The 14,885-nt window shown below is 58.9% G+C and carries 13 protein-coding genes; 7 read left to right on the forward strand and 6 right to left on the reverse strand.

The genetic code is table 11. From position 1 onward, the window contains the following. The first annotated feature begins 144 nt into the window (after positions 1–144). On the forward strand, positions 145–1,374 hold the full coding sequence (locus IEI95_RS27485) for an argininosuccinate synthase (RefSeq protein ID WP_156531782.1): 1,230 nt from the start codon (positions 145–147) through the stop codon (positions 1,372–1,374). 46 nt (positions 1,375–1,420) lie between these two features. Here the strand turns inward: IEI95_RS27485 and IEI95_RS27490 are convergent, their stop codons facing one another. Continuing rightward, on the reverse strand, positions 1,421–2,599 hold the full coding sequence (locus tag IEI95_RS27490; protein WP_156531890.1) for a multidrug effflux MFS transporter: 1,179 nt from the start codon (positions 2,597–2,599) through the stop codon (positions 1,421–1,423). A 237-nt stretch (positions 2,600–2,836) separates the two neighbouring features. On the opposite strand from IEI95_RS27490, the gene IEI95_RS27495 reads away from it, so the two are divergent. The 5 genes from IEI95_RS27495 (at position 2,837) to ppa (ending at position 10,041) form a co-directional block, all read left to right on the forward strand. Beyond that, positions 2,837–4,921, forward strand: coding sequence for a M3 family metallopeptidase (locus IEI95_RS27495; RefSeq protein ID WP_234934296.1), 2,085 nt, complete (start codon positions 2,837–2,839; stop codon positions 4,919–4,921). A 128-nt stretch (positions 4,922–5,049) separates the two neighbouring features. After that, complete coding sequence (locus IEI95_RS27500) at positions 5,050–6,630, forward strand: alkaline phosphatase D family protein (RefSeq protein WP_156538302.1); 1,581 nt, start codon at positions 5,050–5,052, stop codon at positions 6,628–6,630. 159 nt (positions 6,631–6,789) lie between these two features. Next, positions 6,790–8,619, forward strand: a complete 1,830-nt coding sequence (gene typA, locus IEI95_RS27505; protein WP_041698252.1) for a translational GTPase TypA — start codon at positions 6,790–6,792, stop codon at positions 8,617–8,619. A gap of 247 nt (positions 8,620–8,866) precedes the next feature. Next, positions 8,867–9,373: a GNAT family N-acetyltransferase gene (locus tag IEI95_RS27510; RefSeq protein ID WP_015917421.1), complete on the forward strand. Its 507-nt coding sequence runs from the start codon at positions 8,867–8,869 to the stop codon at positions 9,371–9,373. Between the two features lie 134 nt (positions 9,374–9,507). After that, positions 9,508–10,041, forward strand: coding sequence for an inorganic diphosphatase (ppa, locus tag IEI95_RS27515; RefSeq protein WP_015917420.1), 534 nt, complete (start codon positions 9,508–9,510; stop codon positions 10,039–10,041). Positions 10,042–10,047: 6 nt separating this feature from the next. Here the strand turns inward: ppa and IEI95_RS27520 are convergent, their stop codons facing one another. After that, positions 10,048–10,362 (reverse strand): DUF167 domain-containing protein, encoded by a 315-nt coding sequence (locus IEI95_RS27520; protein ID WP_194417247.1) that lies wholly within the window; start codon positions 10,360–10,362, stop codon positions 10,048–10,050. After that, positions 10,359–10,649 carry a YggT family protein gene (locus IEI95_RS27525; RefSeq protein ID WP_015917418.1) on the reverse strand — a complete coding sequence of 97 codons (291 nt, stop codon included), beginning with the start codon at positions 10,647–10,649 and terminating at the stop codon, positions 10,359–10,361. Before IEI95_RS27525 ends, IEI95_RS27520 begins: the two co-directional genes overlap by 4 nt. Before the next feature lie 140 nt (positions 10,650–10,789). On the opposite strand from IEI95_RS27525, the gene IEI95_RS27530 reads away from it, so the two are divergent. Further along, positions 10,790–12,028, forward strand: coding sequence for an MFS transporter (locus IEI95_RS27530; RefSeq protein ID WP_156538301.1), 1,239 nt, complete (start codon positions 10,790–10,792; stop codon positions 12,026–12,028). 6 nt (positions 12,029–12,034) lie between these two features. Here the strand turns inward: IEI95_RS27530 and IEI95_RS27535 are convergent, their stop codons facing one another. The 3 genes from IEI95_RS27535 to IEI95_RS27545 are packed head-to-tail and all read right to left on the reverse strand — an operon-like array spanning position 12,035 to position 14,882. Next, positions 12,035–12,784 carry a glutamine amidotransferase gene (locus IEI95_RS27535; protein ID WP_156538300.1) on the reverse strand — a complete coding sequence of 250 codons (750 nt, stop codon included), beginning with the start codon at positions 12,782–12,784 and terminating at the stop codon, positions 12,035–12,037. Next, the gene (locus tag IEI95_RS27540) at positions 12,777–13,286 is read right to left on the reverse strand and encodes a tellurite resistance TerB family protein (RefSeq protein WP_156548018.1); all 510 of its coding nucleotides are present in this window, start codon (positions 13,284–13,286) and stop codon (positions 12,777–12,779) included. Before IEI95_RS27540 ends, IEI95_RS27535 begins: the two co-directional genes overlap by 8 nt. 9 nt (positions 13,287–13,295) lie before the next feature. Further along, positions 13,296–14,882 carry a heme biosynthesis protein HemY gene (locus IEI95_RS27545; protein ID WP_156538298.1) on the reverse strand — a complete coding sequence of 529 codons (1,587 nt, stop codon included), beginning with the start codon at positions 14,880–14,882 and terminating at the stop codon, positions 13,296–13,298. Positions 14,883–14,885 lie beyond the last annotated feature (3 nt).

A 14,885-nucleotide genomic window follows, 5' to 3' on the forward strand; every position in this document is an offset into this window, starting at 1 on the left:
AGACCGGCTTTCCCTTTGCTGGCTCGCCTTGTGCCATTGTCCGAGGGCTTCACCCTTGCATGACGCGCCAATCCGGCTAAAAGTGCCTCCAACCCGAGGGGGCCCGGTTCAGTGGCCTCGCCCAGACACACGGACTTCGCACTCATGGTACTTCCGAAAGACGTCAAAAAGGTCGTTCTCGCCTATTCCGGCGGTCTCGATACCTCGATCATCCTGAAATGGCTCCAGACCGAACTCGGCGCTGAAGTCGTGACCTTCACCGCCGACCTCGGCCAGGGTGAAGAACTGGAACCGGCCCGCAAGAAAGCGGAAATGCTGGGCATCAAGGAAATCTTCATCGAGGATGTCCGCGAGGAATTCGTCCGCGATTTCGTCTTCCCGATGTTCCGCGCCAATGCCGTCTATGAAGGCGTCTACCTGCTCGGCACTTCGATTGCCCGGCCGCTGATTTCCAAGCATCTGATCGAGATTGCCAAGAAGACCGGCGCTGACGCCATTGCCCATGGCGCGACCGGCAAGGGCAATGACCAGGTCCGCTTCGAGCTTTCGGCCTATGCGCTGAACCCTGATATCAAGATCATCGCGCCTTGGCGTGACTGGGCTTTCAAGAGCCGTACCGATCTGCTGGCCTTTGCTGAAGCAAACCAGATCCCGGTCGCCAAGGACAAGAAGGGCGAAGCGCCGTTCTCCGTTGATGCCAACCTGTTGCATTCTTCTTCCGAGGGCAAGGTTCTGGAAGATCCGTCTCAGGAAGCGCCGGAATATGTGCATATGCGCACCATTTCGCCGGAAGCTGCTCCCGATAAGGCGACCGTCATCAAGGTCGGTTTTGAAAAGGGCGATGCCGTGTCGATCAACGGCGTGCGCATGAGCCCGGCGACGCTGCTGGCCGAACTCAACACCTATGGCCGTGACAACGGCATTGGTCGTCTGGACCTGGTTGAAAACCGTTTCGTCGGCATGAAAAGCCGTGGCGTTTACGAAACCCCCGGCGGCACCATCCTGTTGACCGCCCACCGCGCGATCGAATCGATCACGCTGGATCGTGGCGCCGCTCATCTCAAGGATGAGCTGATGCCGCGCTATGCCGAGCTGATCTACTACGGCTTCTGGTTCTCGCCGGAGCGTGAAATGTTGCAGGCGATGATCGACAAGAGCCAGGAACATGTCGAAGGCGAAGTGACGCTGAAACTTTACAAGGGCAATGTCATGGTCATCGGCCGCGAATCGCCAAAGTCGCTCTATTCCGACCAGCTCGTCACCTTTGAAGACGATCAGGGCGCCTATGATCAGAAGGATGCAGCGGGCTTCATTAAGCTCAATGCGCTCCGTCTGCGCACGCTGGCCAAGCGCAATCTCGGCAAGTCATCATAGGATTTGAAAGATTTGAAACCGTCGCCGGGAGACTGGCGGCGGTTTTTTATTGGACCTGTTTCCAGGCACGAAGGAAGCCGACATAGGCGACAATCGCCATCCATTCCATCAGGGGAATGATGGTGCCGAAGGCTGTCAGCGGATCGCCGAGCCAGGAAGCGGCAAGACCGCCCAGGAAACCGCAGCTCATCTGCACGAACCCCATCAGGGCCGCCGCCGACCCCGCCAGTTTTGGATGTGGCAACAGACCTGCGGTGGAGATGTCGGGAATGACGAAGGCCATGCCGAAAGAGCAGACGGCGACCGGTCCCATGATGGAGAGATAAGTCGGGGTCAGCAGATGGGTGGACAAAAAGATCAGCAATCCGCCGCAACCAGCCAGCGTCAGCCCGAAGCGCAGCGCCTGACCGGGCCGCAAACGGCTCGATACCAGCCGCAGCGCCACTGAACCGGCGAAATAGGAGCCGGTCTGCATCAACATGCCAAGACCGAATTGCGCTGGCGACAGCCCCACCTTGTTGATCAAAACGAAAGGCAGCATGGTCGATTGCGCATAGAGTGCGCCGACACAGCCGCCCAGAACCAAGGCCGAGCATAGTACCCGCCGGTCGGCAATCAGGGTTGCGTAAGAGGCGATGAGCCGTGCCGGGCGGATCATTTGCCGGTCCGGCACTGCCGTTTCCGCCATAAGAATGGCGACCGTGACGATACTGATCGCCCCGAACCCGACCATCAGCAGAAACACCGATTGCCATCCGAAGGCGACAAGCGCCAATCCGCCGACGGTCGGCCCCATGGCCGGTCCGATGGCTAGCGTGATGCCGATCATATTGATGATCCGAGAGGCCTGCTCCCCGACGAATTGGTCGCGGACCATGGCGCGCGATACCGTGACCCCGACGGATGCACCGATACCCTGAATGATGCGCCCGGCCAGCAGGAGCTCGACAGAGGGCGCAAAGGCGGCGGCCAGGCTACCGAGCAGGTAGATGCCCAGAAAGCCCAGCGTTGCATTGCGTCGTCCGAACGCATCCGAACACGGGCCGGACAGCAATTGCGCGCAGGCAAAGCCCGCGAAATAGAGTGACAGGCTGAGCTTGATGGCCGCATCCGTGGTGGAAAAGGCATGGACCAATTGCGGCATGGCGGGGGTGTAGATCGCCATGGACAGCGGACCGATCATGGTCAGCAGCGCACCAAGCAGGGAGGTGCGGTTCTCGCTCATCCGGGACGGCGGCGTGGCGGATTTCGTCATGGGGCGGAGGCATATTCAACGTGCATGGATCACTGGTAAGCCAGCCGGGGTGCAATTGAAATGGAAAATCCTTCGGGCGGTCGCCGGTCATTGCCATCGGAGATCCCACGGATGCCCCCGCCCGCGCAACAGAGGGGGGACGCAGGGGTGACAATGACGGGCGTGATCGCCTATATCTTTGTCATTGATGAGAAGGATTGCTTCGTGATGACATCTCCAGACCGTAATCTTGGCCCCAACGGTGCCTTTGCCACCGTCACCGAATGGAATGGGCCGCATGGCCTGCCGAATTTCACTGCCATTGGCGATGAGGATTTTGCCCCGGCTTTCGACATGGCGCTGGCTGAACACGATGCTGATATCGACACCATCGCCAATTATCCGTCGGAGCCGACATTCGACAACACCATCGTTGCGCTGGAGATCGCCGGGGATGGCCTATCGCGGGTCTCGGCGCTGTTCTGGAACAAGGCCGGTGCCGATACCAATAAGGTCATCCAGGCGCTGGAGCGCGAGATTGCTCCGAAAATGTCGCGCCACTATTCAAAAATCAGCATGAATGCGGCGCTGTTTGCCCGCGTCGATGCCTTGTGGGAAAAGCGCGACAGCCTGGGCCTGACGCTGGAGCAGACCCGGGTGCTGGAGCGGCACTGGAAAGGCTTCGTCAAGGCTGGTGCCAAGCTCGCCAAGCCCGAACAGGAGCGGTTGGCGGCGATCAATGAGCGGCTGGCCAGCCTCGGTGCCAATTTCGGCCAGAATGTGCTGGGCGATGAGACCGATTGGGCATTGCCGCTGACCAGCGATGACGAGCTGGCGGGCATCCCCGATTTTCTGAAGGATGCGATGGCCTCTGCCGCGCAAGCCCGTGGCAAAGGGGAAGCCTATGCCGTGACGCTGTCGCGCTCGGTCATCGTCCCCTTCCTGACCTTTTCCGAGCGGCGCGACCTGCGCGAAATAGCCTTCAAGGCCTGGGTGGCGCGTGGTGAAAACGGTGGTGAACGTGACAACCGCGCCATCGTCACCGAAACCCTGACGCTTCGGGCGGAAAAAGCCAAGCAGTTGGGCTATAAGAATTTTGCCGCCCTGAAGCTCGACAATACCATGGCCAAGACCCCGGAAGCAGTGAACGGCCTGCTGATGCAGGTCTGGGAACGCGCTGTCGCCCAGGCGGCCATCGAAGAGCAGGAATTGGCGGAGCTGATTGCCAAGGATGGCAAGAACCACGCGGTTGCGCCATGGGATTGGCGTTTCTATGCCGAGAAGCTGCGCTCCGAACGGTTCAATTTTTCGGAAGCCGAACTGAAGCCTTATCTGCAACTGGAAAAAATCATCGAAGCCTGCTTTGCCGTGGCAAAAAAGCTGTTCGGCATCACTGCCGTGCCGTTGAACGATGTGAAGGGCTATCACCCCGATGTACGGGTGTTTGAAATCCGCGAGGCGGATGGGACAGTGAAGGCGCTGTTTCTTGGCGATTATTTCGCCCGGTCCTCGAAGCGCTCCGGTGCCTGGATGAGTTCCTTCCAATCGCAGCACAAGCTGCCGCTGAAGAACGGTGCGCAGGGTGAGTTGCCGATCATCTACAATGTCTGCAATTTCGCCAAGCCTGCCGAAGGCAAGCCAGCTCTGCTGTCGCTGGACGATGCCCGCACGCTGTTTCATGAATTCGGCCATGCCCTGCATGGGATGCTGTCTGACGTCACTTACCCGTCCGTGTCGGGTACCGCCGTATCGCGTGACTTTGTGGAACTGCCCTCGCAGCTCTATGAACATTGGTTGACGGTGCCGGATATCCTGAAAACCTATGCCGTGCATTACCAGACCGGTGAGGCCATGCCACAGGCCTTGCTCGACAAGGTTCTGGCAGCGCAAACCTTCAATGCCGGGTTCGATATGGTCGAATTCACCTCTTCGGCGCTGGTCGATATGGCGTTTCACACCCGGGAAGATCGAGTGGCCGATCCGATGGCGGTGCAAGCCGAGATTCTGCAAAACATCGGCATGCCGTCTTCCATCGTCATGCGTCATGCCACGCCGCATTTCCAGCATGTGTTTTCCGGCGATGGCTATTCGGCTGGCTACTATTCCTACATGTGGTCGGAAGTGCTGGACGCCGATGCCTTCGAAGCTTTCGAGGAAACCGGCAATGCCTTCAATGCTGATATGGCCGAGCGCCTGAAGGACAATATCTACGCCATCGGCGGTGCAGTGGACCCGGAAGAAACCTACAAGGCCTTCCGTGGTCGGTTGCCGAGCCCGGAAGCGATGTTGAAGAAGCGCGGGCTTGCGGCATAAGCCCTTCGGCTGCTGTTGCAGGAAATTTAATGAAACTGTCACGGCGCGGTTAAGCGCCTGACACGTCTCTCTGTTTGGCTCCGACGTCGGTTCGATGCAACCGGCGTCGTTTTCCAAGGAGAGGTTTGATGTCCACATCCTTCAAGGCGCTGAGCCGCCGTTCGTTTCTGCTCGGCACCAGTGCTGCCGGGCTTGCTGCCGGGTCCGGTCTGGCGCTGCCGTTTTATGCCCGGGCGGCGGACCGCCCTGTTTTCACCCACGGCGTCCAATCCGGTGATGTCGATTTGAATTCCGGGATGATCTGGACGCGGGTAGACCGCCCTTCGCGGATCATGATGGAATATTCCACCACCGAAAGCTTTGCCAATCCGGTGCGTCTCACCGCCCTCAATGCCCTGCCGGACAGCGATTATGCCGTGAAGCGGCTTTTGGCGGACCTGCCTGCCGACCAGGAGATTTTCTATCGGTTCACGGCGGCTGATCTTTCCCATATCAACAGTGTTTCCGAGCCAATCACCGGCCGGTTCCGCACCGCACCCGCCTCCAGGCGCGATGTCCGCTTTGTCTGGTCGGGTGACACGGTGGGCCAGGGCTGGGGCATCGATGAAACCGGCATGAAGACCTATGCCACGATGGCCAAGCATCAGCCGGATTTCTTCCTGCATTCCGGTGACACCATTTATGCGGATGGTCCCCTCAAGGAAGAGGTCGATCTGAAGGACGGCACCAAATGGAAAAATGTCGTCGTCACCGATGAAAAGCGCAAGGTGGCCGAAACGCTGGACGAATATCGCGGCCAGTGGAAATACAATATGATGGACAAGAACGTGCTGGAACTGTCGGCAATCTGTCCAACCCATTACCAGTGGGACGACCATGAAGTTCTGAACAACTGGTCGTCGGGCAAGGATTTGACCGCCGACAATCGCTATAGCGAAAAATCCATTGCTCTGCTGTCGGCGCGTGCCGCCCGCGCCTTCCATGAAATGACGCCGATCCGCTATACGCCTGCCGAGCCTGGCCGGGTTTACCGCAAGATTTCTCATGGTCCGCTGGTCGATGTGTTTTTCCTCGACATGCGCAGCTATCGAGGTTCCAATCACGATGGCATGGAAACGGTCCAGACGCCGGAATCGCGCATCCTGGGGGCCGAGCAGGTGGCCTGGCTGAAGCGGGAACTGACCAATTCCAAGGCGACCTGGAAGATCATCGCCGCCGATATGCCGTTGGGCTTGGTCGTCTGGGACGACTTTCTCAACAAGAAAGGCACGGAAGCCGTGGCGCAAGGCCATAATGGCGAGCCGCGTGGCCGCGAGCTGGAGATTGCCGAACTGCTGCGGCATATGAAGACGACAGGCATCCGCAATACAGTCTGGCTGACGGCGGATGTGCATTACACCGCCGCCCATTATTACAATCCCGACAAGGCGGCTTTTCAGGATTTTGACCCGTTCTGGGAGTTCGTCTCCGGTCCCTTGCATGCAGGGACTTTCGGACCGAGCGATCTCGACATGACCTTCGGGCCAGAGTTGAAGTTCGTCAAGGCGCCGACCGCCGAGCAGGGCCAGAACCTGCCGCCGTCTGCGGGTCTTCAGTTCTTCGGCATCGTCGATGTCGATGGCCAGAGCGAACAGCTCTCCGTGCGCCTGATGGACCGGGATGACAACGAGCTCTATAAGGTCGTGCTTGATCCGGTGCGCAGCGCCTGATTCTGCGGTGAAAATGCGGCAGAGCGTCATCAAGACGCTTTGCCTCTTTCGCAAATGCAAAAAACAGGCTATGAGCGCCCCAAAGTAACAGGCGCGGTCTTTGGTTTCATCAACGGCACCGGCATGGACTTCGCGCCAGAGCCATCAGAGATCCTAATCATGAAGATTCGCAATATCGCGATCATCGCGCACGTTGACCATGGGAAAACTACCCTCGTTGACGAACTTCTGAAACAGTCCGGTTCGTTCCGCGAAAACCAGCGCGTTGCAGAGCGCGTCATGGACAGCAACGACCTCGAAAAAGAGCGCGGCATCACCATTCTCGCCAAGGCAACCTCGGTTGAATGGAAGGGCGTTCGCGTCAACATCGTAGACACCCCCGGCCACGCCGACTTCGGCGGCGAAGTCGAGCGTATCCTGTCGATGGTGGACGGCGCTATCGTTCTGGTTGACTCCTCGGAAGGCCCGATGCCGCAGACCAAATTCGTGGTCGGCAAGGCGCTTAAGGTTGGTCTTCGCCCAATCGTTGCGATCAACAAGATTGACCGTCCCGATGGCCGTCATGAAGAAGTCATCAACGAAGTCTTCGACCTGTTCGCCAGCCTCGACGCCACCGACGAGCAGCTCGACTTTCCGATCCTCTACGGTTCCGGTCGTGATGGCTGGATGAATATCGCCCCTGAAGGCCCGAAGGATCAGGGCCTCGCCCCGTTGCTGGACCTGGTTTTGCAGCACGTTCCTGAGCCAAGCGTTGGCGACGAAGACGGTGCGTTCCGCATGATCGGTACGCTGCTGGAAGCCAACCCCTTCCTCGGCCGTGTTATCACTGGCCGTATCCATTCCGGCTCGATCAAGCCGAACCAGTCGGTCAAGGTTCTGAGCCAGGACGGCAAGATCATCGAAACCGGTCGTATTTCCAAGATTCTCGCGTTCCGCGGCATCGAGCGCACCGCGATTGATGAAGCCCATGCTGGCGACATCGTGGCGATTGCCGGTCTGTCCAAGGGTACGGTTGCCGATACCTTCTGCGATCCGTCCGTGACCGAAGCGCTGGAAGCCCAGCCGATCGATCCGCCGACCGTCACCATGTCCTTCCTCGTCAATGACAGCCCGCTGGCTGGCACTGAAGGTGACAAGGTCACGAGCCGCGTGATCCGCGACCGCCTGTTCAAGGAAGCCGAAGGCAATGTTGCCCTGAAGATTGAAGAATCGGAAGGCAAGGATTCGTTCTTCGTGTCTGGCCGTGGCGAATTGCAGCTGGCCGTTCTGATCGAAACCATGCGCCGCGAAGGCTTCGAGCTGGCTGTGTCGCGTCCGCGCGTCGTGATGCACAAGGACGAGAACGGCACTCTGATGGAGCCGATCGAAGAAGTCGTCATCGACGTTGATGAAGAGCATTCCGGCGTCGTCGTGCAGAAAATGTCCGAGCGCAAGGCTGAAATGACCGAGCTGCGGCCTTCCGGCGGCAATCGCGTTCGTCTGGTGTTCTATGCGCCCACTCGTGGCCTGATCGGCTACCAGTCGGAACTGCTGACGGATACCCGTGGTACGGCGATCATGAACCGTCTGTTCCATAACTACCAGCCGTTCAAGGGTGAAATCAGCGGTCGTAACAACGGCGTTCTGTTGTCCAACCAGTCCGGTGAAGCCGTGGCCTATGCCATGTTCAACCTGGAAGATCGCGGCCCGATGATTATCGAGCCGGGTGAAAAGGTCTATGCGGGCATGATCGTAGGCATTCACTCGCGCGACAACGATCTGGAAGTCAACGTTCTCAAGGGCAAGCAGCTGACCAACATCCGCTCTGCCGGTAAGGACGAAGCCGTGAAGCTGACCCCGCCGATCCGCATGACGCTGGACCGTGCGCTCTCCTGGATCCAGGACGATGAGCTGATGGAAGTGACGCCGAAGTCGATCCGTCTGCGCAAGTTCTACCTGGACGCCAACGACCGTAAGCGCTTCGGCAAGGCCCGCGTCGCCCAGGCTTGATTGCCGTTTTCTACCCTTTAGCTTCTGCAGGATCATCAACCCCGGCCCATTGGCCGGGGTTTTTTGTGCATAGACCTTCAAGATGATTTTGATCATTGGAATTTTGCAAGGACCACTCTTGCTTGATTGTTTAAGAAAGCGTTAATCTGAGCCGTGGTTGTGGGGCAAGCACGAGGAGGGGGCGGACTTGCCAGCGGGAATGATCCCGCACTGATTGTCATCACCCCAGTCGGATGAGAGTGACGTTATGAAGACGTTATCGATTGATGTACGTCCGGCTGCGCCGGATGATGGGAGAGCGCTTTCCGAGGCGCATCGGGAAGCCTGGCAGTCCACCTATAGCGGTCTTATCCCGCATCAGGCTTTGATCCGGATGATGGAACGCCGTGGCGAGACATGGTGGCGCAAGGCCACCAATGGTCCGGCGACAGTGCTGGTGGTCGATATCGGCGGGGTGATTGCCGGATATGCGACGCTCGGCCTCAACCGGGCCAGGGGCCTTCCCTATGATGGCGAGATCTACGAGATCTATATGCGGCCGGCATACCAGGGCGTTGGCCTGGGTTTCACGCTGTTTACCGAATGCCGCCGCCTGCTCAAATCGCTTGGTTGCCGGGGACTGGTGGTCTGGTGCCTGGAGGACTGTGCGGGCGCCGTCAATTTCTTCCGCTCGAATGGCGGCACGGACAGCGTGGAGGGCATGGAGGATTTCGACGCTGTCAGTTTGAAAAAGCTAGGCTTTGTCTGGGCCTGATCGGCTCTGGTGCGCAGGCCCGCAATGTTTACCTTGATTGCGTCCTTTATTGGGGCCGCTTGTCGCAAATGGTTGCTTTGGTTTAAGAAACCCTTTACGACACCCGGGATTTCAACCATCCCATGGGGTTAGACATGCGTATTGATGCGATTGCGATCGGCAAGAATCCGCCGGAAGATATCAACGTCATCGTTGAGGTGCCGGTCGGTGGCCAGCCGATCAAGTATGAGATGGACAAGGAAGCCGGTACGCTGATCGTCGACCGCTTTCTCTATACGCCGATGCATTATCCCGGCAATTACGGTTTCGTGCCGCATACGCTGTGCCTGGATGGCGACCCGCTGGACGTGTTGATCTGCAATACCCGTCCGCTGGTGCCCGGCTGCGTCATCAATGTCCGCCCAATCGGCGTGATGATGATGGAAGATGATGGCGGCATGGACGAAAAGATCCTGGCGGTGCCGGTTCCCAAGCTGACCCGTCGCTATGATAAGGTGCAGAATTACACTGACCTGCCGGAAATCACGCTGGCTCAGATCAAGCATTTCTTCGAGCATTACAAGGATCTGGAACCCGGCAAATGGGTGAAGATCGGCGATTGGGGCGATGTCAATGTTGCCAAGAAGCTGATTGTCGAATCGATTGAGCGCGCCAAGAAAGAAGCGTGATTTGCCTCATGCGGCAGTGATCGTTTCCAGCCTACCAATCAAATCCTCCGGGTCGCCATCGATCCGGAGGATTTTTTGTCTTGATGTATCTCCTGATATCAGGCTGACGGCGGATTTGGCCACGCCGAGGCGCTTGGCCAGAAGGGCGATCAATGCCTTGTTGGCACGGCCCTTTTCCGGCACGTCGCTGACCCGCACTTTCAGGTGGGCTTCGCCATTCGCATTGACGTCGAGACCATCAATCCCGTCGCGCCCGCCATTCGGCGTCAGCCGGACGGCAAGGCGTATGTGATCATCGAAACGCCGATAGCAATGGCTCACAGCAGCATGGGGGCAATCGTGTTCCACATCAGCGAGCGGATGAAGAAGATGATCAGCAGCAGGATGATCGGCGAAATGTCGATGCCGCCAAGATTGGGCATGATACGGCGGATGGGGCGTAGCGCCGGTTCAGTGACGTTGAACAGAAACAGGCCGATCTGGTTGACGAAGCGGTTGCTGGAATTGATCACGTTAAAGGCATAGAGCCACGAGAAGATCGCGCTGGCGATCAGGATCCAGGTATAAAGATTGAGGGCGAGATCAATCGTCTGCAACAGGGCAAGCATGTCTGTCTCCATTTGTCAGTTGACAGACATGTAGACATTGAGGCCGAAACGGGCAAGTGTCGCCTTGCCAGCTATCGCCATTCATGTTTAACGCAAGTTGCGCAGAGAATGCCGGACCCATCCGGCCAGGAAAATAGCTGATGTCCATTTCCCAGTCCGAAGATCGTTTCGCCGCCTTTCGCCATTCCGCCTATACGAAATTCTTCTTCGCACGCTTCCTGGCCGCTTTTGCCATGCAGATCGTCAGCGTGGCGGTGGGTTGGCAGATGTATGAGGTCACTGGCAATGCGCTCTATCTCGGCCTGATCGGGCTGGTGCAGTTCTTGCCGGCGCTGTTGCTGGTGCTTGTGACGGGGACGGTCGCGGACCATTTCAATCGACGGATGATCGTCGCAATTTGTTTGGGTGTGAGCGCGGCCTGTGTCGCCCTGTTGTTGGTTATGACGATCAACAGCGCTTTTGCGCCCCTTCCCGTTTTGATCATCATGACGATTTTTGGCATTGAACGGGCTTTTATGGGCCCCGCAGTGCAATCCCTGGCGGCCAATATGGTGCCTGAAAAGGACCTCGCCAATTCCTTTGCCTGGAATGCATCTTCCTGGCAGATCGCGTCCATCCTGGGGCCGGTCGCAGGCGGCTTGCTTTATGGTTTTGGGGCAAATGTTGCTTATGGCGTGTCACTTGCGTTCATGGCTGCCGGTCTGCTGTTTATTATATTGGTGCCAAAGTCTGCGAAAAAAACATCCAATGAACCAAAGACCCTGACGTATCTGCTGGCTGGATTTAAGTTCATCCGCCATGAGAAAGTGGTTTTGGGGGCAATTTCACTGGATCTTTTCGCAGTCCTGTTGGGTGGCGCGCTGGCGCTGATGCCGATCTATGCATCTGACATCCTGACCATGGGACCTCTCGGGCTTGGAATTTTGCGCTCTGCTCCCGGCATCGGTGGGATCTTGATGGCAACTTTCCTTGCAACCTTTCCTATTCGCCACAAGGCTGGACTGCTAATGTTTGTCGGTGTTGCGATTTTCGGCATTGCAACGATCGTTTTTGGTGTTTCCAAAGTCTGGTGGATTTCAGCCATCGCCCTTGCTGTGCTTGGCGCGGGTGACATGATCTCGGTCTATGTGCGCGAAACGCTGCTGGCGCTCTGGACGCCGGATCAGGTGCGTGGCCGTGTCAATGCCGTCAATTCGGTGTTCATCGGTGCTTCCAACGAACTGGGGGAGTTCCGGGCCGGTACCATGGCGCATCTGATCGGACCGGTCGGAGCGGTGGTTGTCGGTGGCGTCGGAACGCTGGCGGTCTCGATCATCTGGGCGCTGACCTTTCCGAAACTGCGCACCATCGACACGCTGGAAGCCCCGGACAAGACCTGATTGCGATCAGGCTGGCTGTTTATCGGTGTTTTGACGCAGGTTGGCAGGCTGGTGTTCCTCGGCAAACACCAGATCGAGAAAATCCGATAGCCAGGCTTTGAGCGGCGCATCGAACAGCATGCGTCCTTCCAGATGGTCGCGGCCAGCCTGTGCATTGGGCATGGAAAAGCGTGAGGCGCCATGCACCACCCAGCGCTGCATCATCGCGCGCGTCAGTTCTGCATGAAATTGGATACCGAAGGCTTTTTCGCCGTAGCGGATCGCCTGGTTGGGATAGATATCGCCGGTGGCCAGCAGCGTCGCGCCATGCGGCAGGTCGAACCCTTCGCGGTGAAAATGATAGACCATTTTCGGCCATTTCATCAGCAGCCGGCCATGATTGGTCGGCTGGATCGGATACCAGCCGATCTCGACCAATTCCCGGTCATGGCCCCTGACCTTGGCACCCAGATGCCGGGCCAGCATTTGCGCACCGAGACAAATGCCGAGATAGGGCCGGTTCTCCTTCAGAGGCACGGACAGCCAGTCGATCTCATCATGCACGAAACGCTCAGGGTCGTTGGCGCTCATCGGCCCGCCGAATACCACGGCACCGCTGTGACCGCTCAGTGTGCTGGGCAGTGGATCACCGAGCACCGGGCGGCGGATGTCGAGGGGGAAGCCTTTTTCCACCAGCAATTGGCCGACACGACCGGCGCTGGATCGCTCCTGATGCAGGATAACCAGGACCGGACGGCGCGCGGGATCATCAAGCATCCGCATCTCCGGCGACTGCTTCGTCTCCGGCCTGGCCATCCGCTTGTTGTCCGGCCCGCTCCGCCGCCTTTTGCCGAGCGAGAATCCGATCCCGGTCCGAGACGCCAAGCAGGTCTGCGACCCGCCAAAGGATATGATCTTCCATTTCGTTGCGCATGCCATCGGCATAGACGATGTCCCAGAGCACGCTGACCAGTTCCAGCCGCTGGTTTTCATCGAGACGGCGCTTCAATTCCGAGGTGAAGCGGTAATAGTCAACCGCCTCGCTTTCAGCCTGCTGGCCGGCCTCCAGCAAGGCGTCGATCTTGCTGCGGTCCAGATCGTAATGAGCCTTGATGCTTTTCTTCAAGCTTTTCCGTTCGGCGGCACTGATGGTTCCGTCGGCTTCCATCACCTGGAAACACAGGGCGACAATCAGCACCCTTGTGTCGTTGCCGTCGAATTCATTGTCCTGTTCGCCAGCGATAAAGCTTTGGAAAAAGGTATTGAGGCGCTCCAGCATGAATGGTCCTTAAAACAGGTTGAGCCGGGTTTTCTCGTCCGAACTGCGGCTGGCATCGCGCACGCCCGGATCATCCGGCGCGCCGCCGAAGAATGGCTCCGGCTCGTGGCTTTTCGGCGCAGGCTTTGGTGATGCAGGCGGCTGACTGGACGAGGGAGCTACAGCTGCGGCCTCGGTGTTTTCCGGCAGCGTGTCGATCTTGCGTGCCGGAATGGAGGATGCGTTTTTCTCTCCCTGTCCAAGCGGCGGCAATTCGGCCAAGGCGGCAGCACCGCTGATCACTGTGCCGTCTTCGACCGGCCCGGAGAGCTGGGCATAGGGGATCTTCCATTCGAAGGCGTCGAGCCTGCCGCTGACGGGCGAATAGGGCAGCCATTTTTCCGAGACCTGCCCATCGGCCACCCAGGAGGGATCGCGGGGGGCTTTGAGAGCCTGCGCCATCCAGTAGCGGATGCGGGCCTGGTCGCCGGTTTCGGCATCCTCGATATCGGCCAGCAGCAGGAAAACCCGTTCGCTGGCCTGCATCCGGGCTGCCGCTTCAGCCTTGGCGCGTGCCTTGGTGAAGTCCCGCGCCTCGAGCGCCATTTCCGCAACCACCAGCAGCGAATAGACATTGTTGGGCTTGACCTGTTCCAGCCGCTCGGCCCGCTTCAGGCGATCAACCGCGCCGTCACCACCCCGCGCCCGCACATAGAGGCTGGCGATGTCGGGATGGGGGGCAAGCTTCCAGGCGGTTTCCAGCACGGAGCCGGCCTTGCGCAGATTATCCTCGCGCAGCAGGGCGCGGGCGGCGGTCACGGAGGCTGGCACGAGATCCTTGGCCAGTTTCAGCGCATTCATGGCATTGTCGCGGGCCGCTGCCGGATCGCCGTCCAGCTGGTCCATGGCTTTTGCGGTCAGCAGCACGGCTTTCAGCCGGTCGGCTTCCGCCCGGGCCAGGACGCCTGCGACGCGCTGCTGGTCGAGAAGATGAATGGCCTCATTCCAGGCGCTGGTCTGGCAGCGATATTCCAAAGCGGCCTTTGCGGCCCAGGGCAGATAAGGCGCATCCTCTGCAGCCCTTTCGGCATATTGCCGCGCAGCCTCATGCGCCCCTAGCCGCGTTGCCTCCACATAAAGGCCGCGCAGGCCAAGCTCACGGGTTTCGGGATCGGCGACCATCTGCTCGTAGATCCGCCGCGCATCGTCATGCTTGCCCTCAATCAGGGCGGCCTGCGCCTCCAGCACCATGATCAGTGGTTCCTGATCGGCACGCACCAGGCCACGGGCGCGGGCGCTCATCCGCCGGGCCAGCGCGGCATTGCCAGCGCCTGCGGCGATCAGGCCGGTCGAGATCGCCTGATAGCCTCGGTCACGCTTGCGGGCGCGGAAATAGCGGCGCATCGAATGCGGCGAGGTCCAGAGCGTGCGCACCAGCCACCAGCCGATCATTACCACCGCAACGATGGCAACGATCATGGTCGCCGCCGCTGTCAGGCTCATTTCAATCAGCTGGCCCTGCCAGACAATCTGCAACTCACCCGGACGATCGGCAAGCCAGGAAAAACCGAAGCCAAGCGCCAGGACGATCAGGATATAGACGATGATACGGATCATGAT

The sequence above is a fragment of the Agrobacterium vitis genome (assembly GCF_014926405.1).
Taxonomy (GTDB): Bacteria; Pseudomonadota; Alphaproteobacteria; order Rhizobiales; family Rhizobiaceae; genus Allorhizobium; species Allorhizobium vitis_H.